34 protein-coding genes, 1 tRNA gene and 2 pseudogenes are annotated in these 26,137 nt (G+C 36.4%); 27 read left to right on the top strand and 10 right to left on the bottom strand.

Annotated elements, in window-relative coordinates:
- Positions 1 to 65: 65 nt before the first annotated feature.
- Positions 66 to 866, bottom strand: coding sequence for a GH25 family lysozyme (locus tag SMI_RS06555; RefSeq protein ID WP_001231219.1), 801 nt, complete (start codon positions 864 to 866; stop codon positions 66 to 68).
- 144 nt (positions 867 to 1,010) lie between these two features.
- Here SMI_RS06555 and glmU point away from each other — a divergent pair, with 144 nt between their 5' ends.
- The 8 genes and pseudogenes from glmU (at position 1,011) to SMI_RS06515 (ending at position 7,194) form a co-directional block, all read left to right on the top strand.
- Positions 1,011 to 2,390 carry a bifunctional UDP-N-acetylglucosamine diphosphorylase/glucosamine-1-phosphate N-acetyltransferase GlmU gene (gene glmU, locus SMI_RS06550; RefSeq protein ID WP_000073746.1) on the top strand — a complete coding sequence of 460 codons (1,380 nt, stop codon included), beginning with the start codon at positions 1,011 to 1,013 and terminating at the stop codon, positions 2,388 to 2,390.
- Positions 2,391 to 2,399: 9 nt separating this feature from the next.
- Positions 2,400 to 2,945 (top strand): NUDIX hydrolase, encoded by a 546-nt coding sequence (locus SMI_RS06545; protein WP_000393827.1) that lies wholly within the window; start codon positions 2,400 to 2,402, stop codon positions 2,943 to 2,945.
- A gap of 11 nt (positions 2,946 to 2,956) precedes the next feature.
- The gene (gene macP / locus SMI_RS06540; protein WP_000517854.1) at positions 2,957 to 3,268 is read left to right on the top strand and encodes a cell wall synthase accessory phosphoprotein MacP; all 312 of its coding nucleotides are present in this window, start codon (positions 2,957 to 2,959) and stop codon (positions 3,266 to 3,268) included.
- A 16-nt stretch (positions 3,269 to 3,284) separates the two neighbouring features.
- Entirely contained in the window at positions 3,285 to 3,977 is a 693-nt protein-coding gene (locus SMI_RS06535; RefSeq protein ID WP_000689784.1) for a 5'-methylthioadenosine/adenosylhomocysteine nucleosidase, read from the top strand.
- A 76-nt stretch (positions 3,978 to 4,053) separates the two neighbouring features.
- On the top strand, positions 4,054 to 4,545 hold the full coding sequence (rocS, locus tag SMI_RS06530) for a chromosome segregation protein RocS (RefSeq protein ID WP_000021242.1): 492 nt from the start codon (positions 4,054 to 4,056) through the stop codon (positions 4,543 to 4,545).
- A 69-nt stretch (positions 4,546 to 4,614) separates the two neighbouring features.
- Complete coding sequence (locus tag SMI_RS10795; protein WP_000693546.1) at positions 4,615 to 4,827, top strand: hypothetical protein; 213 nt, start codon at positions 4,615 to 4,617, stop codon at positions 4,825 to 4,827.
- A gap of 3 nt (positions 4,828 to 4,830) precedes the next feature.
- The gene (locus SMI_RS06520; protein WP_000440246.1) at positions 4,831 to 5,421 is read left to right on the top strand and encodes a 3'-5' exonuclease; all 591 of its coding nucleotides are present in this window, start codon (positions 4,831 to 4,833) and stop codon (positions 5,419 to 5,421) included.
- Positions 5,422 to 5,429: 8 nt separating this feature from the next.
- Positions 5,430 to 7,194 (top strand): annotated as a pseudogene (locus SMI_RS06515) (glycerophosphoryl diester phosphodiesterase membrane domain-containing protein).
- A 72-nt stretch (positions 7,195 to 7,266) separates the two neighbouring features.
- Here SMI_RS06515 and SMI_RS06510 read toward each other — a convergent pair.
- The 5 genes from SMI_RS06510 to SMI_RS06490 form a co-directional block, all read right to left on the bottom strand.
- Positions 7,267 to 7,566 (bottom strand): YbaB/EbfC family nucleoid-associated protein, encoded by a 300-nt coding sequence (locus SMI_RS06510; protein ID WP_000981526.1) that lies wholly within the window; start codon positions 7,564 to 7,566, stop codon positions 7,267 to 7,269.
- 223 nt (positions 7,567 to 7,789) lie between these two features.
- Entirely contained in the window at positions 7,790 to 8,836 is a 1,047-nt protein-coding gene (locus tag SMI_RS06505) for a DUF6287 domain-containing protein (protein WP_000732627.1), read from the bottom strand.
- A 4-nt stretch (positions 8,837 to 8,840) separates the two neighbouring features.
- Positions 8,841 to 9,305: a hypothetical protein gene (locus tag SMI_RS06500; RefSeq protein WP_001045102.1), complete on the bottom strand. Its 465-nt coding sequence runs from the start codon at positions 9,303 to 9,305 to the stop codon at positions 8,841 to 8,843.
- A 33-nt stretch (positions 9,306 to 9,338) separates the two neighbouring features.
- Positions 9,339 to 10,217, bottom strand: coding sequence for an N-acetylmuramoyl-L-alanine amidase family protein (locus tag SMI_RS11040; protein ID WP_419991999.1), 879 nt, complete (start codon positions 10,215 to 10,217; stop codon positions 9,339 to 9,341).
- Between the two features lie 237 nt (positions 10,218 to 10,454).
- Positions 10,455 to 11,042, bottom strand: coding sequence for a recombinase family protein (locus SMI_RS06490; RefSeq protein WP_001268842.1), 588 nt, complete (start codon positions 11,040 to 11,042; stop codon positions 10,455 to 10,457).
- 308 nt (positions 11,043 to 11,350) lie between these two features.
- On the opposite strand from SMI_RS06490, the gene efeO reads away from it, so the two are divergent.
- The 5 genes from efeO to tatA are packed head-to-tail and all read left to right on the top strand — an operon-like array spanning position 11,351 to position 15,992.
- The gene (gene efeO / locus SMI_RS06485) at positions 11,351 to 12,223 is read left to right on the top strand and encodes an iron uptake system protein EfeO (protein ID WP_000732985.1); all 873 of its coding nucleotides are present in this window, start codon (positions 11,351 to 11,353) and stop codon (positions 12,221 to 12,223) included.
- Positions 12,224 to 12,228: 5 nt separating this feature from the next.
- Entirely contained in the window at positions 12,229 to 13,443 is a 1,215-nt protein-coding gene (efeB, locus tag SMI_RS06480; protein ID WP_000136413.1) for an iron uptake transporter deferrochelatase/peroxidase subunit, read from the top strand.
- Positions 13,418 to 15,106, top strand: coding sequence for an FTR1 family protein (locus SMI_RS06475; protein ID WP_000252107.1), 1,689 nt, complete (start codon positions 13,418 to 13,420; stop codon positions 15,104 to 15,106). Before efeB ends, SMI_RS06475 begins: the two co-directional genes overlap by 26 nt.
- A complete protein-coding gene (gene tatC / locus SMI_RS06470; RefSeq protein WP_000375157.1) occupies positions 15,107 to 15,838 on the top strand; it encodes a twin-arginine translocase subunit TatC in 732 nt (243 codons plus the stop codon).
- Positions 15,822 to 15,992: a twin-arginine translocase TatA/TatE family subunit gene (tatA, locus tag SMI_RS06465; protein WP_000512112.1), complete on the top strand. Its 171-nt coding sequence runs from the start codon at positions 15,822 to 15,824 to the stop codon at positions 15,990 to 15,992. The genes tatC and tatA overlap by 17 nt, the downstream gene beginning before the upstream one ends.
- Before the next feature lie 124 nt (positions 15,993 to 16,116).
- On the opposite strand, the gene SMI_RS06460 is transcribed toward tatA, so the two are convergent.
- The 4 genes from SMI_RS06460 to SMI_RS06445 form a co-directional block, all read right to left on the bottom strand.
- Positions 16,117 to 16,476: a type II toxin-antitoxin system RelE/ParE family toxin gene (locus SMI_RS06460; RefSeq protein ID WP_000221464.1), complete on the bottom strand. Its 360-nt coding sequence runs from the start codon at positions 16,474 to 16,476 to the stop codon at positions 16,117 to 16,119.
- Entirely contained in the window at positions 16,466 to 16,750 is a 285-nt protein-coding gene (locus SMI_RS06455; RefSeq protein ID WP_000213593.1) for a type II toxin-antitoxin system RelB/DinJ family antitoxin, read from the bottom strand. Before SMI_RS06455 ends, SMI_RS06460 begins: the two co-directional genes overlap by 11 nt.
- Positions 16,751 to 16,939: 189 nt before the next feature.
- Positions 16,940 to 17,182, bottom strand: coding sequence for a type B 50S ribosomal protein L31 (locus tag SMI_RS06450; protein WP_000710764.1), 243 nt, complete (start codon positions 17,180 to 17,182; stop codon positions 16,940 to 16,942).
- Between the two features lie 95 nt (positions 17,183 to 17,277).
- On the bottom strand, positions 17,278 to 18,213 hold the full coding sequence (locus tag SMI_RS06445; protein WP_000350289.1) for a DHH family phosphoesterase: 936 nt from the start codon (positions 18,211 to 18,213) through the stop codon (positions 17,278 to 17,280).
- A gap of 103 nt (positions 18,214 to 18,316) precedes the next feature.
- Between SMI_RS06445 and SMI_RS06440 the strand changes: the two genes are divergently transcribed.
- The 14 genes and pseudogenes from SMI_RS06440 to SMI_RS06375 all read left to right on the top strand — a co-directional run bounded on the left by SMI_RS06440 (position 18,317) and on the right by SMI_RS06375 (position 25,922).
- Positions 18,317 to 18,760: a flavodoxin gene (locus SMI_RS06440; RefSeq protein WP_001162128.1), complete on the top strand. Its 444-nt coding sequence runs from the start codon at positions 18,317 to 18,319 to the stop codon at positions 18,758 to 18,760.
- 114 nt (positions 18,761 to 18,874) lie between these two features.
- Positions 18,875 to 19,141, top strand: a complete 267-nt coding sequence (locus SMI_RS06435) for a chorismate mutase (RefSeq protein WP_000362491.1) — start codon at positions 18,875 to 18,877, stop codon at positions 19,139 to 19,141.
- On the top strand, positions 19,138 to 19,512 hold the full coding sequence (gene crcB / locus SMI_RS06430) for a fluoride efflux transporter CrcB (protein WP_000712071.1): 375 nt from the start codon (positions 19,138 to 19,140) through the stop codon (positions 19,510 to 19,512). Before SMI_RS06435 ends, crcB (SMI_RS06430) begins: the two co-directional genes overlap by 4 nt.
- Entirely contained in the window at positions 19,506 to 19,835 is a 330-nt protein-coding gene (crcB, locus tag SMI_RS06425; RefSeq protein WP_012972531.1) for a fluoride efflux transporter CrcB, read from the top strand. The genes crcB (SMI_RS06430) and crcB (SMI_RS06425) overlap by 7 nt, the downstream gene beginning before the upstream one ends.
- Positions 19,836 to 19,953: 118 nt before the next feature.
- Positions 19,954 to 20,301, top strand: coding sequence for a 50S ribosomal protein L19 (gene rplS / locus SMI_RS06420; RefSeq protein WP_001068669.1), 348 nt, complete (start codon positions 19,954 to 19,956; stop codon positions 20,299 to 20,301).
- 43 nt (positions 20,302 to 20,344) lie between these two features.
- Positions 20,345 to 20,416 (top strand) — tRNA-Arg (locus tag SMI_RS06415).
- 273 nt (positions 20,417 to 20,689) lie between these two features.
- Complete coding sequence (locus tag SMI_RS06410) at positions 20,690 to 20,851, top strand: type II toxin-antitoxin system RelB/DinJ family antitoxin (protein ID WP_164925523.1); 162 nt, start codon at positions 20,690 to 20,692, stop codon at positions 20,849 to 20,851.
- 46 nt (positions 20,852 to 20,897) lie between these two features.
- Positions 20,898 to 21,212, top strand: a complete 315-nt coding sequence (locus SMI_RS06405; RefSeq protein WP_000263130.1) for a nucleotidyltransferase family protein — start codon at positions 20,898 to 20,900, stop codon at positions 21,210 to 21,212.
- On the top strand, positions 21,193 to 21,567 hold the full coding sequence (locus SMI_RS06400) for a DUF86 domain-containing protein (RefSeq protein ID WP_001257561.1): 375 nt from the start codon (positions 21,193 to 21,195) through the stop codon (positions 21,565 to 21,567). The genes SMI_RS06405 and SMI_RS06400 overlap by 20 nt, the downstream gene beginning before the upstream one ends.
- Before the next feature lie 33 nt (positions 21,568 to 21,600).
- Positions 21,601 to 22,044: pseudogene (locus SMI_RS06395) on the top strand (tyrosine-type recombinase/integrase); the annotation flags it as partial.
- A 540-nt stretch (positions 22,045 to 22,584) separates the two neighbouring features.
- On the top strand, positions 22,585 to 23,451 hold the full coding sequence (locus SMI_RS06390) for a helix-turn-helix domain-containing protein (RefSeq protein ID WP_000537003.1): 867 nt from the start codon (positions 22,585 to 22,587) through the stop codon (positions 23,449 to 23,451).
- A gap of 233 nt (positions 23,452 to 23,684) precedes the next feature.
- Positions 23,685 to 24,242: a CYTH domain-containing protein gene (locus SMI_RS06385; RefSeq protein WP_001003839.1), complete on the top strand. Its 558-nt coding sequence runs from the start codon at positions 23,685 to 23,687 to the stop codon at positions 24,240 to 24,242.
- A gap of 263 nt (positions 24,243 to 24,505) precedes the next feature.
- Entirely contained in the window at positions 24,506 to 24,718 is a 213-nt protein-coding gene (locus tag SMI_RS06380) for a hypothetical protein (RefSeq protein ID WP_000386863.1), read from the top strand.
- On the top strand, positions 24,708 to 25,922 hold the full coding sequence (locus SMI_RS06375) for an MFS transporter (RefSeq protein ID WP_000353937.1): 1,215 nt from the start codon (positions 24,708 to 24,710) through the stop codon (positions 25,920 to 25,922). Before SMI_RS06380 ends, SMI_RS06375 begins: the two co-directional genes overlap by 11 nt.
- Positions 25,923 to 26,137: the final 215 nt, after the last annotated feature.

The raw sequence follows: 26,137 nt of genomic DNA, 5'->3' as shown, positions 1-26,137 counted from the left end.
AAATCCTTACTATATTGTATCACAATCAAACACAAAAAGAAAAAGCAAATGATAAACAAATGCTTTTAAGGTTTTAAAAAGAGTTTTCTAAAGGTTTCTTCTTTGTTTTTTAAGGAAGAAATGACGTTGATGTCCAAATCGTGGTCAAAGCCAGCAATTTTTCCTTTAGACGTGTACTGGTGAATGTCGTAATCTAAATCAGTCTTAGGAGTAGCTTCGTAAAATCCTGAGTCAGAACCATAGGAAGGAATCCAAACAGACGTAAACTTGTCTGTATCAATACTGTGTTCTTCCATGAAGTAGACTCCGACGTAGATGCCGATATTTTTAGCACCTAGTGATTCTAGTTTTGCTCGAAAGGCTTCAACACCTTCGTTCATATTGGACATGGTTTTTTCTTCCACATCTAGCCAATAGTAACTTGGACTGTATGGCGAAGAGGCGTTATAAAATACCTCGGCAGCCTTTTCCATTTCTTGGACATTTTTTCCAGCTACATAGGCATAGACACCGATTGGGACATTTCGTTTTCGAAACTCAGTGATATGGGTTTTAAAGGCCTTATCAACACCATTAACAAAGGAAGCATCGTTCTCTTTGGACGTTTGAGCACCACTGTGAACACGAACAATAGCGCCTGAAATATTTTGTGAGAGGGCATCGTAGTTGATTTCCTCAGGACGCTGCCAGCCAGAGAGGTCAATAATCGGTTTGTCTAAGTGTTTCAAAGCCTGTGCTTCAATCTGTGCTATATTGGATTTTGTTTTAAAGGATTGGTTGTCATTAAGTGGGCGATTGATGATTAAAATGAAAATTATAATCCCAAAAAAACTAAATAAAATAAGTGGATGAATTTGTTTTCTCATATCTCATAATTTTACCCTAAAAATGAAAAAAAATCAAAAAAAATGGGTTAAGGAAAGGACTTTGGAGCATTTTTTCATTCAAGAGCGCGGAATGATTTGAAATATGGTATAATAAAAGGGAATTTCTAGAGAAAAGAGAAGATTATGTCAAATTATGCCATTATTTTAGCAGCGGGTAAAGGGACTCGCATGAAATCTGATTTGCCAAAAGTGTTGCACAAGGTTGCGGGTATTTCCATGCTGGAACATGTTTTCCGTAGTGTGGGAGCTATCCAACCTGAAAAGACAGTAACAGTTGTGGGACACAAGGCAGAATTGGTTGAAGAGGTCTTGGCTGGACAGACAGAATTTGTGACCCAATCTGAACAGTTAGGAACTGGTCATGCGGTTATGATGACAGAGCCAATCTTAGAAGGGTTGTCAGGTCACACCTTGGTTATTGCAGGAGATACTCCTTTAATCACTGGTGAAAGCTTGAAAAGCTTGATTGATTTCCACATCAATCATAAAAATGTGGCCACTATCTTGACTGCTGAAACAGATAATCCATTTGGCTATGGACGAATTGTTCGTAATGACAATGCTGAAGTTCTTCGCATTGTTGAGCAAAAGGATGCCACAGATTTTGAAAAACAAATCAAGGAAATCAACACTGGAACATATGTTTTTGACAACGAGCGTTTGTTTGAGGCTTTGAAAAATATCAATACCAACAATGCTCAAGGTGAATACTATATTACAGATGTCATTGGCATTTTCCGTGAAGCTGGTGAAAAAGTTGGTGCCTATACGTTGAAAGATTTTGATGAAAGTCTTGGGGTAAATGACCGTGTAGCACTTGCGACAGCTGAGTCAGTGATGCGTCGTCGCATCAATCATCAGCACATGGTCAATGGGGTTAGCTTTGTCAATCCAGAGGCAACTTATATTGATATTGATGTTGAGATTGCGCCTGAAGTTCAAATCGAAGCCAATGTTACCTTGAAGGGGCAAACGAAAATTGGTGCTGAGACTGTTTTGACAAATGGTACATATGTAGTGGACAGCACTATTGGAGCAGGAGCTGTCATTACCAACTCTATGATTGAAGAAAGTAGTGTTGCTGACGGAGTGACAGTCGGTCCTTACGCCCACATTCGTCCAGGTTCAAGTCTAGCTGCCCAAGCACATATTGGAAACTTTGTTGAGGTTAAAGGGTCTTCAATCGGCGAGAATACCAAGGCTGGTCATTTGACTTATATCGGAAACTGTGAAGTGGGTAGCAAGGTTAATTTCGGTGCAGGAACCATTACAGTCAACTATGATGGTAAAAACAAATATAAGACAGTCATCGGTAACAATGTCTTTGTTGGTTCAAATTCAACCATTATTGCGCCAGTTGAGTTAGGTGACAATTCTCTCGTTGGAGCTGGTTCAACTATTACTAAAGACGTGCCAGCAGATGCGATTGCAATTGGTCGTGGACGTCAGGTTAATAAAGACGAATATGCAACACGCCTTCCTCATCATCCTAATAATCAGTAGGAGCCTATCATGGAATTTGAAGAACAAACGCTTAGCCGAAAAGAAATCTATCAAGGACCAATATTTAAACTGGTCCAAGATCAGGTTGAATTACCAGAAGGCAAGGGAACGGCCCAACGGGATTTGATTTTCCACAATGGAGCTGTCTGTGTTTTAGCAGTAACGGATGAACAAAAACTCATCTTGGTCAAGCAGTATCGCAAAGCTATTGAGGCTGTCTCTTACGAAATTCCAGCCGGAAAGTTGGAAGTAGGAGAAAATACAGACCCTGTTGCAGCAGCTCTGCGTGAATTAGAGGAAGAAACAGCCTATACAGGGAAGTTAGAACTCTTGTACGATTTTTACTCAGCCATTGGCTTTTGTAATGAAAGGTTAAAACTATACCTAGCAAGTGATTTGACAAAAGTTGAAAACCCGCGTCCGCAGGATGAAGATGAGACCTTGGAAGTCCTTGAAGTGAGCTTAGAAGAAGCCAAGGAATTGATTCAATCAGGTCATATCTGCGATGCCAAGACAATTATGGCTGTTCAGTATTGGGAATTGCACAAAAAATAGAGGAGGTCAGTATGGGTAAACCTTTATTAACGGATGAAATAATCGAAAGAGCTAATAGAGGCGAAAAAATTTCAGCTCCTCCTTTGCTAGATGATGAGGAGACAAAGATTTTACCAACCTCTTCTTCCCGTTTTGGTTATGCCAATCCTAAGGGACATGGCTTTAGCCAGGAAACCTTGAAGATTCAGGTCGAACCGTCTATTCATAAAAGTCGTCGCATTGAAAATACCAAGAGAAATGTCTTCAATTCTAAGTTAAATAAAATCTTATTCGCAGTCATCTTTCTCTTGATTTTGCTTGTCTTAGCAATGAAACTTTTGTAATCGAAAAGGAATTGAAATGAAAATAGGAATTATTGCGGCTATGCCAGAAGAACTGGCTTATTTGGTCCAGCATTTAGACAATGCCCAAGAGCAAGTTGTTTTGGGGAATACCTATCATACAGGCACCATTGCCTCTCATGAAGTCGTTCTTGTAGAAAGTGGAATTGGTAAGGTCATGTCTGCTATGAGTGTGGCGATTTTGGCTGATCATTTTCAAGTGAATGCTTTGATTAACACGGGATCAGCTGGGGCAGTAGCAGAGGGTATTGCTGTTGGGGATGTTGTGATTGCTGATAAATTAGCCTATCATGACGTGGATGTCACAGCTTTTGGATATGCTTATGGACAAATGGCGCAACAACCGCTTTATTTCGAATCAGATAAAACCTTTGTTGCCAAACTCCAAGAGAGTTTATCTCAGTTAGAGCAAAACTGGCATCTTGGTTTGATTGCTACAGGAGATAGTTTTGTTGCAGGAAATGACAAGATAGAAGCGATTAAGTCCCATTTTCCAGAAGTTTTGGCTGTTGAGATGGAAGGGGCAGCTATTGCTCAGGCAGCGCATGCCCTTAATCTTCCAGTCTTAGTCATCCGAGCTATGAGTGACAATGCCAACCATGAAGCAAACATTTCTTTTGATGAGTTTATTATCGAAGCTGGACGTCGCTCTGCCCAAGTCTTATTAGCCTTTTTGAAGGCTTTAGATTAAGCGAAAATTTGACAGTTTTTCTAGCTTATGATAAGATTTAAGTAAAGAAAAGCTAGAAAACGTTTCAGAGGATATTATGAGTATTGAAATGACCGTCAGTGAGATTGCAGAGGTCTTAGGATTATCTCGCCAAGCAATCAATAACCGTGTCAAAGAATTACCAGAAGAAGACACAGATAAAAATGACAAAGGGGTAACAGTCGTTACCAGAAGTGGCTTGATTAAGCTAGAAGAAATCTATAAAAAAACGATTTTTGAAGATGAGCCTGTCAGTGAAGATGTCAAGCAACGTGAACTGATGGAGATTCTGGTTGATGAGAAGAATGCAGAAATTCTTCGTCTTTATGAACAATTAAAAGCCAAGGATCGTCAGTTATCAGAAAAAGACGAGCAGATGCGTATCAAAGACCGTCAGATTGCTGAGAAAGACAAACAACTCGATCAGCAGCAACAATTGACCCTTCAAGCCATGAAGGATCAAGAAAATCTTAAGCTAGAGCTGGACCAAGCAAAAGAAGAAGTCCAATCCACTAAGAAAGGCTTTTTTGCTCGTTTATTTGGAGGATAATCAAGGAGCTGTTTAGGTTACATGCTAACCTGATGGCTTCTTTTGTTTCTAAAATTTAAGTAATACTCAATGAAAATCAAAGAGCAAACTAGGAAGCGAGCCGCAGGCTGCTCAAAGCACTGCTTTGAGGTTGTAGATAAGACTGACGAAGTCAGCTCAAAACATGTTTTTGAGGTTGCGGATGAAACTGACGAAGTCAGTAACTATATCTACGGCAAGGTGACGCTGACGTGGTTTGAAGAGATTTTCGAAGAGTATAAAACAACAGTAGAGGAGAGGTAGAAAATGGAACGATTAGAAGATTACATTGCTTTTGATTTAGAATTTAATCAGCACGAAGGGCAAACACACTTGATTCAAGTATCGGCAGTGCGTTTTAGAGATGGTCAGGAAATCGATGCCTATGATTCCTATGTCCATACTAGTGTGCCTCTAAAGAGTTTTATCAATGGATTGACGGGGATTACAGCTGAGACCTTAAAAGATGCCCCTCCAGTGGAGAAAGTTATAAAAGATTTCCAAGAGTTTGTGGGTTCTTTGCCGATGGTTGGATACAATGCTGCTAAAAGTGATTTGCCTATTCTAGCAGAGCATGGTTTAGACTACAGCACGCAGTATAAGGTGGATTTGTATGATGAAGCTTTTGAACGTCGGAGTTCAGATTTACATGGTATTGCCAATCTCAAGTTGCAAACTGTTGCCTCATTTCTTGGATTTCAAGGTCAGTCTCATAATAGTCTAGAGGATGCTCGGATGACGGCGCGTGTTTACGAGTCCTTCTTAGAGTCAGATCAAGCTAGAGAATTATTAGAGACAGAAAGTAGCCTATCAAACAATCCTTTTGGAGGCTTGGACTTGTCTCAATTATTTGACTAGGAGTGCCTATGAAACCTGAAAAACCTAAAAATCTAGGTTTTAGGAAAATCTACTTTAATCTAGATAAAATTCTCTTTCTTTTTTTCTTGATATTCATGATGATTGAGTTTGTCTGGTTACCATTTAATTCTTGGATTGCTGGACTTTTGCTCCGTCAGACAGGTTATCTCTTTCTTTCCTACAACAATATTTTTGCTATTATAAAGGGTTCTCCCTTTGTTAGTCTTGCTTTATTTATTTTGGTAATCGTTAATTTACTGGTCGCCTATTACCAGATAGGACTTCTCTTTATCGGAGCTCGCCACCTCCTCTATCATGAAAAGAGAACCCTACTGGAGTACAGTCGCAAGGTTTTTCGTCAAAGTTTCTTGTTTATGAGACAAGTGACGATTTCCAAAATGGCCTTTATTTTCTTTTATATCATGATGCTTTTTCCATTGATTCGAAAGATTTTAAAGATTTATTACCTCAATAAAATTGTCATTCCTGACTTCATCGTTGATTATGTGGAAGACAAGTATTGGCTAGTAGGTATAGTGGTTACTATTTTGGCTTTACTTCTATTTTACATTTCAGTGCGTTTCATGTTTGCCCTACCTCAACTTTTGTTTGAGAAAAAGACCGTCAAAGAAGCAGTCAGATACAGTCTAGAGAAAACCAGAAAGCAATCCTGGTTTTATATCTGGAACTTGCTTTGGATTGTCGTCAAAACCTACCTATTTTTCATTCTTTTATTGATTCCAATATTAGCAAGTCAGGCCTTGATGGATGGTCTGACTCATAAGGAATCTCTTGTACTGGGGATTATCAACTTTGTCTTGATTAAAAATTTCCACTATACAGCCTTGACTTACTTTCTCATTAAATTTGTTTCCTTCTTAACAGGAGAAGAACTAGAAATCACACCAAGGAGAAAGAAAGACCACTGGATGAGATGGGGAGTGATGGGCTGTGCTTGTATCTTTTTCGCTCTCGAGGGTTATGTTTATTTGGAAGCTCCAGTAGCACATAAACCTTTAATTATCTCTCACAGGGGAGTATCTAAAAAGAATGGTGTGCAAAATACCGTCCAATCACTAGAGAGGACAGCTCAGCTAGAGCCAGACTTTGTTGAGACGGATGTTCAGGAAACAAAAGATGGCCAGTTTGTCATGATGCATGATGCCAATATCAAGAATCTTACAGGAGTTAATGCCAATCCTCAGGATTTAACTTTGAAAGAATTAACCAAACTTGATATTTCAGAAAATGGCTATCATACCAAGGTGTCCAGTTTTGATGACTACCTTAACAAAGCCAATGAATTGCATCAGAAACTTCTTATTGAGATTAAGACCAGTCGAAAAGATAGCCCAGATATGATGAAACGATTTATGGAAAAATATGGAACGGTTCTTAAGCAGAATGGTCACCAAATGCAATCCTTGGACTACCATGTGATTGACCAGGTTTTAGCCTACGATTCGCAAATTCCAGTTTATTTCATCCTACCTTACAATAGTATTTTCCCAAGAACGAAAGCTACAGGTTATACCATGGAGTATTCAACTTTGGATGAAAATTTTGTCAACAAGCTTTGGAATACCGATCAGAAATTGTACGTTTGGACCATCAATAGTTCAGAGTCCTTTGATAAATCTGTTCATTTGGGAGCAGATGGCATGATCACACATGTCTTGGAAAGTGATTCAAGACCAGGTAACCATTGCCCAAGAAGACCCAGAGTATACTGAATTGCTTTTCAAACAAGCCATGGAATTCTTTAATTTTTAGTAAGCAAAAAGAGGAACAATTGTTCCTCCCACGATAAACAAGTATTCTTTTGAATGCTTGTTTTTCTTATACTTAAAATGGCAATTTTCCAGCGAAAGCACCCAGTTTTTTCTTGGTAGTCTCATCGATTTGTTCAAGAGCTGAGTTGATGGCTTGAACAGTCATATCAGAAAGAGTTTCAAGGTCTTCAGGGTCAACGACAGCTGGATTGAAGTCAATGCTGACAACTTTCTTATCTCCAGTTAAGGTCGCTTGAACAAGGTCTTGAGCAGATTTGCCAACAAATTGCATAGCAGCAAGTTCTGCTTGACTTTGTTCCATTTGTTTTTGAAGTTTTTGTGCTTGGCGCATCATGTTTTGCATGTTCATCATGGTGATTTACAGTTTCCTTTTTACAATTATTTTCCTTTTTATTTTATCAATTTTGATGTTAAAAGTCTAATCTTTTTCTGAGTGAATTCATTTAGTATCAATAGGGATGCAAAGGGAATAAAAATATAGGATAGATATTCTAAGAGCATAAGAATATTTATCCTATATGTATTTATGAAATGTTACCAGATATTTTTTGAGCTAGTTTAAGAGTTTACTAACACTATTCTACCTTGTAGAAAAATCCCTCAATACTGCCATTGATAAGTTGTTGTCCAAACCATAAACGATCTTGTGTTGTATCAGATGGGTCAGTATAGCCATTATCTGGAGAAGAGGTGACAGACATGGTTAATGAAACTCCAGCTGGTAAAAAGGCAATAGCTGCACCAGCACCTCCATCTTTAGAAATAGAATTTGCCTTTAGATAGTGGTCAATTTCTTTAGCGTGTTCAATTGAAATTTTGGACTGATCACTTACTAACCCATTTTTGTCAAAAGTGAATTCGATACCTGAACGATTCCTCCAAGTTCCTGAGACACTAGAAAAATCCCTATTTTGAATTGCAGAAATATCCATCCCTTTACTTTCTGCTGGAAGGGAAGATTCTTCACTTATGAGATTTGTGACAGATTTCCAAGAGAAAGATCTTATGTCAAGGGAAGGTGGTTTTGTCCCCAGTCCCTCTTCTGTATCTGATTCACTAATTAACTCTAACTGTGTTCCATCCTGATTTAATTTGTATAGTTTAAGTTGGATTTGATTAGTAGATACTCGGGTAGATAATTGAAAATAACCATTTTCTAAAGGATTAAAATGTACTCGCTCTCCAATAAAGTCCAGATTGTTTTCTGCATTGGTCAGTCGAATAACTTCACCATTTTTAAGAGTTCGAATATCTAATAAATCGTAATAGTTAGAATCCATTTTTAGGGCAATCAAAAGTTCGTCCGTACCATTTTGGTCTAAATCATACAAGCTGTATTGTAGTCCAGAGTATTCTTTAGGATAAGTATTTTTTAAGTTTGCTTTTGAATTGAGCTCTTTAGGTGAAGCTGATGAACCATCTAATACTTTGGCATATTCTTTAAGGACAGGATTATATAGGGTGTAATCATTTTTCTTCTCTTCCGATGTGGAAGTAGGCGAACTGCTACTAGAAGTAGTTGTTTCAGAACTTTCTGAGGAAGTGTTTTTACTCTGAGGTTGGCAAGCTGTTAAAATGGAGATAGCTAAAACACTGATACTGAATAGAAATAATTTTTTCATGTATTTAATCTTGCAATTCTAAGCCTTGGGCATCTTGGTGCCATTTGCTACCAGTTTTGGACGTTAAAACTTGAATAGTAATTATAATATTCCAAATAGCATTTGCTAGTAAAACAAATGGCGTTAAAATAGGAATGATAGCTAGCAGAGTTATGCCAATACGCTTGTATCCTTGTTTAGAATTTCCGATGTAAAAATCGTATCCACCAAGTGCTCCTAAAAATAGGGCAAATAAAGCTGCGGCCAGTTTAGATTTATCACTCACTCCATTTGAATGTTGGCTAGAGCTAGTTGGAGATGTATTATCTATTTTTGAAACAATATACTCATCACCGTTTTGATAAAATTCTACGTAATCACCTACTTGTGGTTCAAAACCAAAACTTTTTCTTGAAATTGCAGTAAATTGGCCATTATCACCTTTTCCAACATAAACTGTTTCATCTTCAATTTTTATAACTTTGTTCATTTAATTGTCTCCTTAATCTATTTCTATTGTATGTTAAACCCACTCACCGTTGTAATTAACACGATAGCCATCAGGGGTCGTTGTATTGATTGCTAGTGCACCAGAGCTATAAGCATAGTACCATTTACCAGATACCTTCATCCAGCCAGTTTTCATAGCGCCTGAGTCTTGAAGATAGTACCAGCTACCGTTATCTTTGACCCAACCTGTCTTCATAGCGCCTGAGCCGTCGAGGTAGTACCAACTGCCGTCTTTTACCCAACCAGTTTGCATCCAACCAGAGTAGTCAAAACGATACCAAACACCATTGATTTTTTCCCAGCCATTAGTTGTATAGGAACCGTCGGCGTGTTTATACCACCAACGAGAACCAGATTGTAGCCAACTATCTGAGATATTAGAATTCGAACCTGATTGAGTTGTTGTGTTCGTATTTGAATTTGTAGAAGGATTTCCGATAGTCACCTCTTTTCTAACTTTAAAGACACGTTTTCTTGTATCAGTTAAGTCACCGTAAGGCGAACCAGCTTCTCCAGACATCTCCAAAATATATGTTCCATCTGGAAATTGTTCTGAAACAAAAATATCACCTTTAAATTGATTGCTATAAAATAAAGGTTGTAAAAATTGATCACTGACATCTTTAGTTAGACCACTAAAAATGACATCATTATAATGTTGGTAAACAATTTTTCCACTAGCTTTCTCAATTAGAGTAACATTTCCCTTAGCAGCATTATCACCTCCATGTGGTAGTGGCTCTGAAAGTTTTCCTTCGAAGCTAAGTCCAAAATAATCAATTTCAACCTTTGTAATTGTTGCTTCTATTTGTTTTTCAGTACTCGTATTCTCGCTAGCTGATATTTGATTAGCTGTGATAACTCCAGTGCCAAGAAGTGATAGAGCTGAGATAGTTGCAAGTGTAAATTTTTTAGTTTGTTTGTGCATTCATTTAATACTCCCTATTTTTATTTGTTGTAAAGTAATCAGTTTGTCCAAAAACCTAGACTTTTTTGGACAAACTTGATAGAATGGTAGTGTAATAATAATCGGTCAAGATGCTGGATTTTAGAACCTTTTTTCTAACGAAAATGATTCTAAAATAAAGTGTATTTCCTGTACAAAAAATCCTAGGTTTTTTGACAGGAACTATGAATTTTTTATCCAATTATGAAAGGTGCTTTTTGATACTCCTAAGATGTCTGCACCTTCTCGTAAGGTTATTTCTTTTTTCGTATATTGAGCTATCACATCAGGGAGATTATTCGGAACAAGCAATTTTGGTCTACCGAATTTTTCCCCTTTTTTCTTTGCTTCTCGTATTCCTTCCATTTGTCTTTGTTTGATTTGTTCTCTTTCAAACTGTGCCACATAAGATAGAACTTGCAAAACGATGTCAGATATTAGTTTTCCTGTGATATTGTCATCGCTATTCTTTGTGTTTAATAAGGGGAAATCTAAAACAGTTATATTTACTTTCTTTTTCTTAGTAATTGATTGCCATTGTTCTAAAATTTCATCATAGTTTCTTCCCAATCTATCAATTGACTTAATAACTAATTCATCATTCTCCTTCAAGGTAGTTAATAATTTTTGATATTCGATTCTGTCAAAATCCTTTCCTGAAACATAATCAATAAAAATATTTTCTTTTGCTAATTTGTTTTCTACCAAGGCTGAAAATTGTCTATCGATATTTTGTTCTCTTGTAGATACTCGAACATAGCCATAGCGCATAATAACTCTCCTTTTTACACTTATTGTAAAATATAAAAGAAGGTTAGACTTTATAAAAGAGCTATGTACTCAATTTTTATCAATTATCTTTTAGTTTAAGCCTCAAAAAAGAAATATTAAAAATATTAATAGGTACAGAGAATTGATTATAAAAACTTCATGAATAAGGGGCTAATTCATACAAATTGTAAGCTAAATATCAGTCTAAATACATTAAATTTTCTGACAATTTATTGAAAAATGAGTGAAAATATGCTATAATGAAACGTAAAATTAATTCAGGTTTTCTGAACCAATAGGAGTAAACAATGAAAAAACTAGGTTTTGTCCTTTTATCTTCAGCCTTGCTATTGACAGCTTGTGCTACTAACCAATCTAAGCCAAGCAATACAAGTGATTCATCTAAAGTGACAGCCTTGTCTGAAGACAAGCAGAAAATGCTTGATAAGGCCACTGCTGACTATAAGACTTTTGTTCAAGAGCAAATCGATAAACTCTTGACAGATACGGAAGGCTTTGTCAAACTGTTGAAAGAAGGTAAGCTAGAAGAAGCCAAAAAGGTTTATCCATTGATTCGTATGTCTTATGAGCGTTCAGAACCAATTGCTGAAAGTTTTGGTGAGTCAGATGTCAAGATTGACTTCCGTTTGGCAGACTATATGGACGAAAACAAGACAGAAGAAGGTTGGTCAGGTTTCCACCGTATCGAGCGTATCCTTTGGGAAGAAAATACCACTAAAGGAACTGAAAGCTATGGTGATCAGTTGGTAAATGATATCAAGGAATTGAAAGCTAAGATTGCAACTGTAGATGTGGACTACAAGGTCATGTTGACTGGGGCAGTTGACTTGCTTAACGAAGTTGCAACAAGTAAGATTACAGGTGAAGAGGAAATTTATTCTCATACAGACTTGTATGACTTCCGAGCCAATATTGAGGGAGCAGAGAAGATTTTCCAACTCTTTAAACCTTTGCTTGAAAAATCAGACGCTAACCTAGTTAAAGAATTGGAAGCAGATTTCAAGTCAGTTAATAGTTTGTTGGACAAACACATGACCGACAAGGAACACTACAAGCTCTATACTGATTTGACAAAAGAAGATACCAAAGAATTATCAGAAGCTGTGACAAAACTTGGTGAACCTCTATCACAAATGGGTAAATTTCTTAGTGGAGAATAAGAGTCATGACTGAAAAAGACGAAAAGTTTTTTGAGAAGAAAATGAACCGTCGAGAATTTCTAAAAAAAGCAGGGATTGGAGGGGCTGGTTTAGCACTAGGACTCTCTGGTGCTTCTGCTTTTTTCGCACCTAAGCTAGGAAGTCAGGAAAAAATCTCGTACGGAAATGAAAAAATTGCTTTTTATGGCAAGCATCAAGCTGGGATTAGTACGCCCATGCAAAAGAATATCTATTTTGTTGTCTTGGATTTGCATACGACGGATAGAGATAAGATTATCCAATTATTCAAGGATTGGACGAATTATAGTGCCAAGTTAGTTGAGGGAGAGTTGGTCAAAAAAGATGGACAGAATGCTCTCTTGCCTCCGAGTGATACTGGTGAAACAGTCGGGCTTAACCCTCATCGTTTGACGCTGACTTTTGGTGTGTCTGCAAGTTTCTTGAAAAAGATGAACTTGGAAAACAAGCGTCCTCAAGTGTTCAGGGGTTTACCGCCTTTTCCTAAAGAGCAATTGCGTGAAAAATATACTGGTGGGGATATTGTGATCCAGGCCTGTGCCGATGATGAGCAAGTTGCCTTTCATGCGATTCGTAACCTCATCCGTAAGGGGAGAAATGCAGTGACCCTTCGTTGGAGTCAGTCTGGTTTTGCAGCTATCGGTGATCGAATGGAGACTCCGCGTAACCTCTTTGGTTTTAAAGATGGAACAGCAAACCCAACCAAGGAGAAAGACTTTGACCGCGTTATCTGGGCTGATAGTAAGGACTGGATGGAAAATGGTTCTTATATGGCAGTTCGTCGAATTCAGATGTTTTTAGAGACCTGGGATCGCACTAGTCTTGAAGAACAAGAAAATACCTTTGGCCGTTATAAGGAAAGTGGTGCCCCTTTTGGTAAGAAAAATGAGTTTGATGAAGTGGATTTGAGTCTCTTACCTGATGATTCGCATGTTCGTTTGGCTAAGGAAGTAGACAAGCCCCTTTTGCGTCGTTCTTATTCTTACTCAGATGGCATTGATGAAAAAACTGGTCAGTTTGATACAGGTTTGCTCTTCATTTCTTTCCAGAAGGATCCAGATAATTTTGTCAAGGTTCAAACTAACCTAGGTGCTACTGATAAGATGAATGAATACATCACTCACATTGGTAGTGGACTTTTTGCTTGCTTTGGTGGTGTGGAGAAAGGAGGCTACATTGGTCAGAAATTATTGGAAGGCTAAAAGCTGGTTACTAGTTTTAGCTTTGTCACTTTTAATTCTTTCCCCAGTAGGTGCCCAAGAAAGCTTGAGTTCTTACTTTGTAAAAATCACAGATGCTTCTAAAGCGGTCAAAAATGGCAATCAGTCTGAGGCCCAGAACCTCGTTAAAGAGATGGCATCAGATTTCGAGAGAGTAAAAGACAGCAATTCTGAGGCTGGTAAAGTCGTTAAGGAAAAGTTAGCTCAATCAGGCGAGATTACTGAAGACAAACTTACCGAAATTTCTGCAGCCTTATTGACCTTTGAAAAAGAACAAAATCCTGTTGACTTAGATGCGGAAAAGGAAAAATTGGTCAATCGTCTAAGTCCTCGTTTTGAAGCCTTGGAACAAGCCATTGCCTCCAAAGATTTGGAAAAGGTCCGAGAAGCCTTTAAGAAAATGAATTCCACTTGGACCATCAATGAAAGTGTGGTTCGTGACAATAGTACAGCTCATTATGGCCGTGTTGAAACAGCCATTTCCTTCCTGCGTAGTAGCATGGAAACTGAACCTACAGATTTTAACTCCATCCAGACTTCCTTTGAGGATTTAAAAAAGGCCATTGATGATTTTGTAACTGGAAAAGAAGTAGTAGAAACATCTTCGGATTTGACTCTCAAAGACGGTATTGCCCTTTTGAAGAAGGCTTTGGAACAATTCCAAGCTGGTGACCAAGCATCAGGAGCAGCCAGTATGAAGGAATTCATCACTATCTGGTCAACGATTGAAGGTTCTGTTAGCACGACCAATCCTTCCCTCTATACTCGAGTGGAAAGCGAAAGCCCTGTGATTATGGTCAAGGGAAGTGAGAAGGAATACCAAGAAAAATTAGAAAAACTGATTGCAGATTTATCACAAATTGATACTAGCGCACGTTACAATGCCTTTGATGCCATGCTGATTCTCCTAAGAGAAGGTGTGGAGGCTCTCTTAATCGTTATGGCCTTGGTAACGACCTTGAAAGCAGCCAAGATGCGAAAGGGACTCAAGTGGGTTTATGGTGGTGCTATCACAGGGATCATGGCAAGTCTGGTTATTGCTTTCATCCTGCAAATTGCCTTTCCAGCAGTAACATCAGGCTCCAATCGTGAAATCATCGAAGGAGCAGTGGGGATTTTTGCGGTAGCTATGATGATTTTGATTGGAATCTGGCTTCACAGCAAATCCTCGATCAAAAAATGGAATGCCTTTATGGAGTCCCAAATGGAAACAGTGACCAAAACAGGCTCCTTTATTTCCATGTTTGCCCTCAGTTTTCTAGCTGTTTTCCGTGAGGGAGCAGAAACCATTCTCTTTTATGTTGGGATTTTACCAAGAATTTCCAGCTTTGAATTTGTCTTTGGAATTTCACTTGCCTTGCTAGTTTTAGTAATTATTGCCGTTCTGATGAACAAGGCCAGTCAATTCTTCTTGCCACATAAGGTCTTCTTTATCCTAACTTGGATGATTTATGCTCTGGCTTTCAAGATGCTGGGGGTTAGTGTCCATGCGCTTCAGTTGACCAATATGGCGCCAAATCACTTGCTGACAGGCTTTCCTACAATCGACTTACTTGGAATTTATCCAAGTTGGGAAGGCTTGACCAGCCAGCTAATCTTTGTTGTTATTGTCTTGATTGTCACTTTTAGACAGGGTGAAAAATAAATGGATAGAAAAGAATTGACAATCGTGGAACATCTGGTAGAATTTAGAAAGAGATTATTGGCTGTAGTCATTTGTTTCTTTTTGGTATTCTGTGTTTCTCTGCTTTTTGCAGACCAGATTTACCAGTATGTGACCCAATCTTTTCAGCAAAAGTTGATTGTTTTAGGCCCTAATGATATTTTATGGATATACATACGTTTGGCTAGTCTGATGGCCTTTACCATCACCCTACCTTACACAGTTTATCATATTTGGTCTTTCATTAAACCTGGTCTGAAGAAAGAAGAAGCTAGAGCTGTCTTTGCCTATATTCCAGCTAGTTTCCTTTGTTTTCTAGTTGGACTGGCTTTTGGTTTTTACTTTGTAACACCAGCCTTACTTCAGGTTTTGTTAGGGTTGGGAGAGGGATTATTTGAAACGCAGTTAACCGCCCAAAATTATCTGTCTTTTGTTTTTCAAACGACCTTGCCCTTGGCCCTGATTTTTGAATTGCCAGTTATCATTGCCTTTTTGACGTCGATTGGACTCATTGGACCAGAATTATTGGTAGCTTATCGCCAATATGCATATTTTATCTTATTGGTACTTGCAGTCATCTTGACACCAGCTGACTTTGTTAGTGATTTGGCAATGACTGCGCCCTTGATTTTACTCTATGAATTGAGTGTTGCTATCAGCAAATACATTATGAAACGCAAGCAGAAAGGAGAGAAAAATGGGAATCTTACGTGATATCGGAGCACCAGGATTGATTATCATCGTTTTAGGAGCTCTCTTGATTTTTGGACCAAAACGATTGCCTGAACTAGGTGAGTCAATCGGTAAAATGCTATCTGAATTTAAAAAAGCAGTTAAAGGAACTGAAAATCAAGATAAGGAAGACTAAACCTTGTCAAATAAAAAAACTTTGTACTCTAGAAACCATCGCGTGGCTAGCTAGAGTGCAAAGTTTTTTGAGTTTTTAGTTAAAACGAAGACTAAGTACAAGGTTATTAAGAGAGCAGTGGGCATTAAAATGATGATTTTGAGTTTTTATTATTTTTGCTTTGTAGCAAGGTAACATAGTCGCTTTTTGTGTGGAATAAGTGGGAAAGAAAAACAGTTTTTTGAGCTTGATCGATAAAGTAAAGCAAGATATATTGCCCGATAATTTTCCCTCGCGTGGGGTACTTACTGTTGATTTTTAGTCCTATTTTTTCATCTGCATCAAAGCCAGCTTCAGGAAAAGTTTCTAAACTTTTTAAGCCGTCTAAAATTCTGGCTACAGTATTCTTAGCAGACTGAGGTGATAAAAGAACAGTAGTAATGTAGCCATGAATACTGTCAATTGCCTGACTCACTTCAGTAGAAAGAATCACTTTATAAGTCATATCGTAGCCTCATATTGTCTAGGGAAGTTCCTTTTCCGGATTCGTATTCTCTTAAGGCTCGTTCAGATTGGGCTTGTAGTTCCTGAATCAATCGCTCACGATGTAAATCTTCTGCAGTTTTTATTGGCAAATCCTGTTCAAGTACAATCTGCTCGATAAAAAGACTAATAGCATCCGTCATAGTCATTCCTTTTTCTTTGATGATAGCTCTAGCTTGTTCCATTGATGACTCATTGATTTTAAAATTGTATTGTTTAGTAAGTGATGTCGTCATGGTATATCTCCAATCTATACGATATATATCTAGTATATATCTTTTATATTTTTTAGGCAAGAGAAAACTTTGTAATCTAGAAACCATCGTGTGACTAGCTAGAGTGCAAAGTTTTTTTGAGTCTGGAACATGAAAACAGCAGTTGATTTCAAGAAAGAAAAAAGAACAGCCGAAACTGTTCTCTTATCATTATTTGAGACCGTATTTTTTGTTGAAACGATCCACGCGTCCATCTGCTTGAGTGAACTTTTGACGTCCAGTGTAGAATGGGTGTGAGTCTGATGAAATTTCCACACGGATCAATGGGTAAGTTTCGCCTTCGAACTCAACTGTTTCGTTAGAGCGTTTTGTTGAACCGCTAAGGAATTGGTAACCAGTAGTTGTGTCCATGAAGACAACTGGGCGATATTCTGGATGGATATCTTTTTTCATTTTGCAATAGTTCCTTTCTGCCATGGTCTCTTTGCGAGCCATAGATTGTTACCATACTAGTCTATCAGATTCTGAAAAGTTTGGCAAGTATTTTATCAGTTTTTAAGCAAGTTTTTTAACTTTTGGTAGATGATTTCGTTTTCCTCTAGGCTATAGGAATTAGCACCACTTGCTAGAGGGTGACCTCCACCATCATGTTCCTTGGCGATTTCATTGATAGGATGGATTTTACTACGTAAGCGGACACGGTAGTGGCCGTCAGCCTGTTCCACAAAAATTCCCCAGAGACTCACACTGTCAATACGTCCAGGAGCACCGACAATGGCTGCAGTTTCAGCATCGGTGACGTTGAATTGTTTCAAGACTTCTTGACTCAGGATAACTCGCGCTGCACCATTTTCATCCACTTCCAGATGGTCATAGATGTAGCCTTGCAGTTTAGCAATTTTGTAGCTCAAAGTGTCCATTTTGCGAGTGAGAGTCGCAAAGTCAAAGTTCTGTTCTCTCAGATAGGCAGCAAGGCGGAGGGTCCGTGCAGTGGTAGAAGGGTAGAGGAAGCGACCTGTATCACCAACAATTCCTGCAAAGAGCAACTCAGCAGCGCAATCTGACAAGGCCAGTTGGGTTGTTTGGGCAAATAGGGTAATCATCTCGCTAGCACTGCTTGAACTAGTATCCACCCATGATAGGTCACCATATACATCATCATTTGGATGGTGGTCAATCTTAATGAGAAAATCACCTTGACGATAGCGTTTATCATCGATACGAGCAGTATTAGCTGTATCACAGACGATGACAAGGGCACCTTGGTAGGTACTATCTTCAACAAGATCCATTTCAGCCATCCAAGTAAGAGTTGGTTCATCAAAACCAACTGCTTTGATAGTTTTTTCTGGGAAATGATGTTTGAGAAGAGCTTTCAATCCCACTTGACTTCCCAAAGCATCAGGATCTGGTTTCATATGACGATGAATGATAATCGTGTCGTATTCTTTGATTTTTTCTAAAATTTGATGGCAAATGTCCATAAATAACCTCAATTCTTTCTCATTTCATTGTAGCACAAGAATTTTTATTTTTAAAATGAAAAAGATGTGATATAATGGAGAAAGATAAATTGAGGAGGACGATATGGCATTAGCAAAAATTGTATTTGCCAGTATGACCGGTAATACCGAAGAAATTGCAGATATTGTAGCAGACAAATTACGTGACTTGGGCTTGGATGTCGATGTTGATGAATGTACAACTGTTGACGCTTCAGACTTCTTGGAAGCAGACATCGCTATCGTTGCGACCTATACTTATGGCGACGGAGAATTGCCAGATGAGATGATGGACTTCTACGAAGACCTAGCAGATCTCAACTTGAATGGCAAAATCTACGGAGTGGTTGGCTCAGGAGATACCTTCTACGATGAATTCTGTAAGGCTGTCGATGACTTTGACCGTGTCTTTGTTTCAACAGGGGCAGAAAAAGGTTCTGAGTGTGTCAAAGTTGATCTTTCTGCTGAGGAAGAAGACATTGAACGCTTGGAACAATTCGCAGAAGAATTGGCTGCTAAAGTAGGATAAGCATAAACGTGCGCTGATGTAATCAATCAGTGCATTTTCTTATCGAGAGTTGGGATTTTACTAGCCTAATTGATGGCTTTTTGATACAATAATTCAAATAAAGGAGGAGACTGTATGGATTTAGATAGTATTCGTCAAGAAATTGATCAAATCGACGACCAAATCGTCAAACTGTTAGAAGAAAGAATGCACTTAGTTGAGGGTGTAGTTGCCTATAAGAAAGCTTCAGGTAAACCGATTTTAGATACTAAGAGAGAAGCGGTTATTTTTGAAAAGGTTAGAAGTCGTGTAGGAGACAAGCGCTATCAGGAGACTATTGTCGCGACTTTTTCGGACATACTCAAACGTTCGCGTGATTATCAGGATCAAAACATCAAATGAAAAAAGAACCATTTTATCCGCTAGGAATTTTTCTAGCTGCCATGGTGGGTGGACTTGTCCGCTATCTAGTTTCCACTTGGTTACCAGCCAGCCCTGATTTCCCCTTGGGCACCCTTCTTGTTAACTATCTAGGCATTTTCTGCTTGGTGTATCTTGTTAAGGGCTATTTAGTCTATAAGGGAACCAGTAAAGGCGTTGTTTTAGCACTGGGGACGGGCTTTTGTGGGGGGCTAACAACCTTTTCTAGCCTCATGCTTGATGCTGTAAAACTGCTTGATACAGGGCGTTATCTTAGTTTAGTCCTGTATTTGCTTTTGAGCATCGGTGGAGGACTGCTTTTAGCTTACTATTTAGGGAGGAAGAAATGGTAATGGTCTATCTTGCAATTGCTTGTGGTTTCGGAGCTCTAGTACGTTATTTCTTTTCTCGCTATAATCAAGCTTCTAAATTGCCACTCGGAACGCTCATAGCCAATCTTTTGGGTTGTTTTTTAATTGGATTATTCTACAATCATGTGGAGTCTAAGGAAGTCTATGCTATTCTAGCAACTGGATTTTGTGGAGGTTTGACAACTTTTTCCACCTTGAATGACGAACTCCAAAGACTGCTAAGTGATAAGAAGGTATTCTATTCTTATTTAGCTTTGACCTACCTAGGTGGTTTAGTAGCGATTTTTTTAGGAATTCTGCTATAAATTTCTTTACTTTTTTGTGGAAATTTGGTAAACTGTATCTTGTGTGTAATGGACGCACAAAAATACAGTTTATCCGCTGAGGAGGGTGCCTCAAGATTGACAAAGATAGGAGAATAAAATGAATCCATTAATCCAAAGCTTGACTGAAGGTCAACTTCGTACAGATATCCCATCATTCCGTCCTGGTGACACTGTTCGTGTACACGCGAAAGTTGTCGAAGGTAACCGTGAACGTATCCAGATTTTTGAAGGTGTTGTTATCGCACGTAAAGGTGCTGGCATCTCAGAAAACTACACAGTTCGTAAAATCTCTAACGGTGTAGGTGTTGAGCGTATCTTCCCAATCCACACTCCACGTGTTGAAAAAATCGAAGTTGTACGTTACGGTAAAGTACGTCGTGCTAAATTGTACTACTTGCGTGCTCTTCAAGGTAAAGCAGCTCGTATCAAAGAAATCCGTCGTTAATTCGACTAAAAAACTCTGCTTTTTTCAGCAGAGTTTTTATCTAGCTCCCTTAGTTCAATGGATATAACAACTCCCTCCTAAGGAGTAGTTGCAGGTTCGATTCCTGCAGGGGGCATTTTTAGAAATGTAAAGAAAACAAAGAAAATTTAAAGTGTTTATTTAATGGCTATTTCCACAATTTTATTTTTAAAATAGGTTAGTATTTTTGGAATCTTTGACCAAAGTGTGACCAAAATTTGACCAAAAATAATTTTAACTCAATGAATATAGAATAAAGTAGATCAGGAAGTTGGTCTATTTTATTTTGTATTTACTGATATATAAAAAGTTGAATTGTCTTACTCAAGGTGATACAATAGATATACAGAATAAATCAAGGAGAATTGCTATGTCACAAATTGCTGTAAGAGTAGATGATGAATTGAAAAAAGAAGCGACTGCGATTTTTAATGAGTTGGGGTTGGATATGTCAACTGCTGTGAAGTTGTTTTTGAAGCAAAGTGTGTTGACAAGAGGCATTCCTTTTGATGTTAAACTTGATTCTGAGTAAGCTGAAATAAAAGTATGGCTATATATGATATAAAAGGGGTTCAGTTATGGTTTATACAATAGATCAGATAAAGGAAAAAATTGTTCCTGTTGCTAAACAATATGATTTGTCTAAAATTTATCTATTTGGCTCTTATGCTAGGGGCGAAGCTGATGGAAAAAGTGATGTTGATATTGCTTTGGAGTTAGAGGATGATTCTATATATTTTGATGTATATGGTAGACTTTTGACTATTTTTGATGGTAATATAGATATTCTATTGGTTAGTGATTTACTTTCTCCAAAAACAAATATTGGGAAGTTAGTCAAGAAAAATTTTTTGAATGATAGAGAGGTTATTTATGAGAAGTCAATCTCTTGAAACTGATATAGCATATTTGAAGGATATGGTTTTATATCTTGATAAGGCTGTTGCTGTTTTGGATAAAGCAAGAAGATATAATTTACCTTTAGATGATGATATGGTAGTTGATTCTATCGCTATGAATTTAGGACAAGTAGGAGAACAGTTATCCTTAGGAAAATTATCAGAGGAAGTAAAACAGAAGTATTCTGATAGGATAAATTGGGTTCAGATAAAAGGTTTTAGAAATTTTATTTATCATAATTATTCCAACTTAAATTTTAAAATTGTAGAAGGTATATTGAAGGAATCTGTTCCCAAAACGAAAGAATCTTTATACTCGATTATAAGAGAATTAGAAGGTGAATTATAAAATAGAAAATATTATTTTTCAGAAAGACAAATTATAAAAATGTATGGAAGATTTGCTAGAAATCGACAAATTTTGTTTCTCAAAAAACGAATACTTCCATAAGAGAAATTTTTATTGATGAAGATTTAATATCTGTATTGGATGCATTGAAAGAGGAACAAGATAAGATTCTTTATAATCGTGAAGAATTAAAGAAATATGATTTGGTCTTTTGTGATAGAAGGTATAAACTTTCTACAAATTATGGATTGAATAAATGCTTGAAAGTATTTTTATCCGAACTTGGGATAGGTGGTCAAACCATGATAGCAACATCAGGAAGGCATATTTACGGTTCATATTTATTAGCAAAAGGTGTTGATATATGGGCTGTTTCAAGATTACTAAGGCATAAAGATATACAACAAATTATTCAAACTTACGGACATACTTTAAAAGAGGGTTATTGATAAAGAGTATGATTTTGTAAGAGAATGAATGTTAGTAAAAGGATAAAATAATTTTGACCAATTAAATAGGAAAGATAAGGACTTCTTTTGTTAGAATGTCCTTATTTTTATTATGGAATTGGACAAATGAGGTTAAGTTTCAGATCTATGAACTCAGAAAGCAAGTACAAAGCTTTAAGCAGCTTTCAAAAAGATTTGGTGTGGATTTTTTGGGCTAAGGGATGTGACAAGATGAATTGATTGTTATGAAATAGAGAGCGTATAAAATAGGGAAAATCGTTATTATTCCCCTGAATTTGATATGTTGTAAAAAATTATTTCTGGTCTGTTAAATATATCAATAACAAAATTTAAACATGATAGTCTAATATTTAATCCATTTAAAGTGAATACGTTTATCAATCGTTTGAGTAAGAAAATCTCAAAAGAAGAAGGGATCGGTTTTCAAAAATAACCTATCTGGTCATTGTTTATATATAATTTGTATCTTTTGGTTTATTAATTTGTATTTAAAATTTAATCATGTTACAATTGAAATTGAAATCGAATAGAAAAGGAAAATGCAAACGTGGGTACACTATTAGCAACAAGATTAAAAAATAGACGAAAAGAATTAAAAATGTCTCAGCGAGAATTGGCTGAGGGGATATGTAAACAGGGACAGATTAGTCGATTAGAGAATGGAGAATTTACTCCAGGAGCAGACTTTTTATATGCTCTGTCTAAGAAGTTAAAAGTTAGTATAGATTATTTTTTTAATGAGCAGATTGTAGAAGAGATTGATGAGTTATCAGAGTTTAAAAAGTTAGCCCAGACATTTATCACAAATCGAAATTATGAGTCTTTGAAATATATATATGAATTAGAGAGTGTAAAGGTGCATCGCTTGTCTCTAGTAAATAAATTTTATATGGAGTGGACAAAATCTCTTATAGATTTTTATTTCTATGGGCAAAAAGAGGAGGCTGTGGCAAGATTGGAGAAGGTACTGTCTCAGTTAAGTGTAACTGACTTGACCTACCTTCAAGTTGCAAATACTCTATTCAATTTTTATTATGATATTGAAGATTTAGAGAGTTTTAATGAAATTAGAGAAAAGTTAGAGTATCAAGTAAATCAACTCAAGTTAAACACAATCGAAGAATTAAACCTTTCTATTAAATTTAATTATAATGTTTGTCGCTATCTATGGTTGCAGAATAATACTGAAGAGGCTATTACTAAAATCACAGATACGATAAAGCAATGTAAGACGTATAGAACAACGTATCTTTTGGCTGATTTGTATGTATTGATGGGAAATGTCAGTAAGAATTTTTCTTCTAAAGTTGCAGTAAAAGAGTACTTTGAAACGGCTTATTTTCTATATAAGCTTGAGGGAAATATGTCAATGGCTCTTAAAATCGAGCATTACATTGCAGATATAACAGAATAGTAAAGACGATGTTCAATTAAGCATCGCTTTTTTAATCCAAAAAGATACAAATATGTATTTAATAAAAATAAATAAAAAATATTATCAAAAATGTTGACAGTATTATATTGAAGTGCTAAAATGAGTGCAAGAAAATATTAGGCTTTGTGTCTATAAAACATCACCAAAAACTTACTATAGACTGAGTGAATGTAAAGAGACTTCAGCCTTTAAAGAATTGAGAGGTAAAATTAATGAATGAATTAGAAGTTAGATTTGAACTCAACGATGAGAGAGATTATAATAATGCTATTTCATATTTAGAAAAATCTTATAAATTCAAGAGTGAAAATAAGCAAGTTGATGAATATTTTAAAACAAAAGGAAGAGAATTTGAAAATGATGAGGTAGGTAGCTTTATCTACAGAATTCGCCAAGAAGATGATAATAGAGCAAGTGTTTTCACAAGAAAAGATACGATAAAACAAGGAATGTGGAGTGAAAGTGAAATAGAGTTGGAATCTGAAAAATTAGAATTTGTAAGGAATATCTTGCAAGATGGTTTTTCAAATATTTTCACAATAAGTAAATATAGAAAGACTTATCATGACGCATTAGAAAATAAAACGATTAATCTAGATAAGATTGATGGTCTTGGATTTTATCTTGAAATAGAGATTTTAGGAGATTTTTCAAAAGAAGATTATAATAATTTTTATGAGAAAATGTGCAGAGAGTTCTCGTTTTTAAATTCAAAAATAGAAACAAAGGGCTATGTCCAATTAATGAGAGAAAAAAATGGACGTAATTGAAATTATCAAATAGTCTTGTTGGGATTGTTTACTCAACTGCTGGATTTGGAAGTTTAATAGCAGTAACCTTTCTTTCTACTTTTTTGAATAAGAAGGATGCCTTTAGGGATAGTGGTAAGTGATACTAAAGCCTCTTTGAGAGGCAAGTGACGAGTCAAGAGCAATAAGGCTTGAACAACGTGAAAGCCAGCGTCTTTAGGCGCTGGCTGGTAGTTTGGGCTTATAGTCCTGGGACAAACCACCCGTTTGACGGGTGGTCATGATTGGATTATTATGAAATAGATGGTACTTGTTATCTTGATTTTAGAGTATCTGGCGAGGATGTATATTTCATTGAGTTAGTAACTATGTATGGTTTAAGTGAAAATAGTGCGGTACCAACTCTTGCAAAGAGGTTTGGAATAAGTCTTACCGATTTAATAAAAAGTGATATTCATCGTGGTTTAACTAGAAAGAAGGGACATTTTGGATATTAACAAGAAAACGTTTTATACAATTACTTTTGGTGAGTTTATATCAAATGTTGGAGATAGATTTCAGAAAATTGCTTTTCCAATCTTAATTTACCAAAAATTTCATTCGTCTTTTGCAATGGGAGGAATGGTGATTATTGAATTGTTACCTCAATTCTTGTTGGGATTCGTTATGGGTTACTTATTAGATAATTTTAATAAGAAAAAAATACTATTATGGTCTACATTAATACCTGCATTATTATGTAGTGTAATACCGATATTATCTAAATATTCAGTTTCTATATTTTTTTACTACGTTATTGCATTTTTGATACCTTTATTTTCGACACTTTTTCAAACGGGATTCTCAGTCATTACTCCTGCTTTATTTGAGAAGGAAGAATTACAAAAATATAATTCTCAATTTCAAGGTGTACGAACTATTTCAAAATTAATTTCTCCAGCTATAGCAGGGGTATTAATGTTAAAGTTTAATATTAATAGTATTTTTTTTATAAATAGTGCTTCTTTCTTATTGTTATTTCTTTCAATACTAATTTCATATATTCCAGATCAAGAACACAAGGAGAATGGTAATGATGATATAAAAGAAATTTTTGTAGGTTTTAAAGAGAACTTTACAAATATTAAGTTGAGGATTTCTTTACTCTTTACTATTGTTGTGAATATTGCTATGCTAGGCTTCAATGCAACGATTATTTATTATTTACAGGATCAATTAAAATTATCAAATAGTCTTGTTGGGATTGTTTACTCAATTGCTGGATTTGGAAGTTTGATAGCAGTAACCTTTCTTTCTACTTTTTTGAATAAGAAGGATACCTTTATCTTAATGAATATATCAATGGCAACTATCCCACTTGTCATTATGGTAAGCGGAATAGTAGAAAATTGGATTTTTTTTGGAATTTGTTACTCAATTTTGAGTGGACTAATTACAATAGCTTCTGTATCAATTACAACAATACAGCAACAAGAAAGTACTGAGTATAATATTGGTAAAATACTTTCTAGTTCTTTTGTAATAGCTACCATTTTTGCTCCTTTTGGAGGGATACTGGCTGCTTATTTTAATTGGCTTTTAAACCCGAGATTAAGTCTAGTTATTTTGGGATTACTAAGTAGTTTATTGGTTATTCTTATAAAGAGTTATGAAAAAAAGCTAATTAAGAAAAGCACTGCAATATTTATAAAGGAAGATTAGTGAATCAATTATCATTAGAAAAAATAATATTAATTTGTAGTAAAATAAAAAATTGAAAAAGGTTTTACATAATGTACTACCTTTTTCAGATTTAATAATTATTAAGGGGATAGAACTAGAAACCAAAAATACTGAATCTTAAACTGCACCCCAAAAGTAAGATTTTTTCTGTCTAACTTTTGGGGTCAGTACATTATCTCTAACTTCTGGAGTGC

Source organism: Streptococcus mitis B6 (assembly GCF_000027165.1).
Classification (GTDB): Bacteria; Bacillota; Bacilli; order Lactobacillales; family Streptococcaceae; genus Streptococcus; species Streptococcus mitis_AR.
Note: the sequence above shows the minus strand (reverse complement) of the source record. Positions and strands in the feature narration are given on the sequence as shown.

Coding starts and splice junctions, on each gene's coding strand:
- SMI_RS06555 (WP_001231219.1), bottom strand. CDS start 866: ATGAGAAAACAAATTCATCCACTTATTTTATTTAGTTTTTTTGGGATT.
- glmU (WP_000073746.1), top strand. CDS start 1,011: ATGTCAAATTATGCCATTATTTTAGCAGCGGGTAAAGGGACTCGCATG.
- SMI_RS06545 (WP_000393827.1), top strand. CDS start 2,400: ATGGAATTTGAAGAACAAACGCTTAGCCGAAAAGAAATCTATCAAGGA.
- macP (WP_000517854.1), top strand. CDS start 2,957: ATGGGTAAACCTTTATTAACGGATGAAATAATCGAAAGAGCTAATAGA.
- SMI_RS06535 (WP_000689784.1), top strand. CDS start 3,285: ATGAAAATAGGAATTATTGCGGCTATGCCAGAAGAACTGGCTTATTTG.
- rocS (WP_000021242.1), top strand. CDS start 4,054: ATGAGTATTGAAATGACCGTCAGTGAGATTGCAGAGGTCTTAGGATTA.
- SMI_RS10795 (WP_000693546.1), top strand. CDS start 4,615: ATGAAAATCAAAGAGCAAACTAGGAAGCGAGCCGCAGGCTGCTCAAAG.
- SMI_RS06520 (WP_000440246.1), top strand. CDS start 4,831: ATGGAACGATTAGAAGATTACATTGCTTTTGATTTAGAATTTAATCAG.
- SMI_RS06510 (WP_000981526.1), bottom strand. CDS start 7,566: ATGATGAACATGCAAAACATGATGCGCCAAGCACAAAAACTTCAAAAA.
- SMI_RS06505 (WP_000732627.1), bottom strand. CDS start 8,836: ATGAAAAAATTATTTCTATTCAGTATCAGTGTTTTAGCTATCTCCATT.
- SMI_RS06500 (WP_001045102.1), bottom strand. CDS start 9,305: ATGAACAAAGTTATAAAAATTGAAGATGAAACAGTTTATGTTGGAAAA.
- SMI_RS06490 (WP_001268842.1), bottom strand. CDS start 11,042: ATGCGCTATGGCTATGTTCGAGTATCTACAAGAGAACAAAATATCGAT.
- efeO (WP_000732985.1), top strand. CDS start 11,351: ATGAAAAAACTAGGTTTTGTCCTTTTATCTTCAGCCTTGCTATTGACA.
- efeB (WP_000136413.1), top strand. CDS start 12,229: ATGACTGAAAAAGACGAAAAGTTTTTTGAGAAGAAAATGAACCGTCGA.
- tatC (WP_000375157.1), top strand. CDS start 15,107: ATGGATAGAAAAGAATTGACAATCGTGGAACATCTGGTAGAATTTAGA.
- tatA (WP_000512112.1), top strand. CDS start 15,822: ATGGGAATCTTACGTGATATCGGAGCACCAGGATTGATTATCATCGTT.
- SMI_RS06460 (WP_000221464.1), bottom strand. CDS start 16,476: ATGACTTATAAAGTGATTCTTTCTACTGAAGTGAGTCAGGCAATTGAC.
- SMI_RS06455 (WP_000213593.1), bottom strand. CDS start 16,750: ATGACGACATCACTTACTAAACAATACAATTTTAAAATCAATGAGTCA.
- SMI_RS06450 (WP_000710764.1), bottom strand. CDS start 17,182: ATGAAAAAAGATATCCATCCAGAATATCGCCCAGTTGTCTTCATGGAC.
- SMI_RS06445 (WP_000350289.1), bottom strand. CDS start 18,213: ATGGACATTTGCCATCAAATTTTAGAAAAAATCAAAGAATACGACACG.
- SMI_RS06440 (WP_001162128.1), top strand. CDS start 18,317: ATGGCATTAGCAAAAATTGTATTTGCCAGTATGACCGGTAATACCGAA.
- SMI_RS06435 (WP_000362491.1), top strand. CDS start 18,875: ATGGATTTAGATAGTATTCGTCAAGAAATTGATCAAATCGACGACCAA.
- crcB (WP_000712071.1), top strand. CDS start 19,138: ATGAAAAAAGAACCATTTTATCCGCTAGGAATTTTTCTAGCTGCCATG.
- crcB (WP_012972531.1), top strand. CDS start 19,506: ATGGTAATGGTCTATCTTGCAATTGCTTGTGGTTTCGGAGCTCTAGTA.
- rplS (WP_001068669.1), top strand. CDS start 19,954: ATGAATCCATTAATCCAAAGCTTGACTGAAGGTCAACTTCGTACAGAT.
- SMI_RS06410 (WP_164925523.1), top strand. CDS start 20,690: ATGTCACAAATTGCTGTAAGAGTAGATGATGAATTGAAAAAAGAAGCG.
- SMI_RS06405 (WP_000263130.1), top strand. CDS start 20,898: ATGGTTTATACAATAGATCAGATAAAGGAAAAAATTGTTCCTGTTGCT.
- SMI_RS06400 (WP_001257561.1), top strand. CDS start 21,193: ATGAGAAGTCAATCTCTTGAAACTGATATAGCATATTTGAAGGATATG.
- SMI_RS06385 (WP_001003839.1), top strand. CDS start 23,685: ATGAATGAATTAGAAGTTAGATTTGAACTCAACGATGAGAGAGATTAT.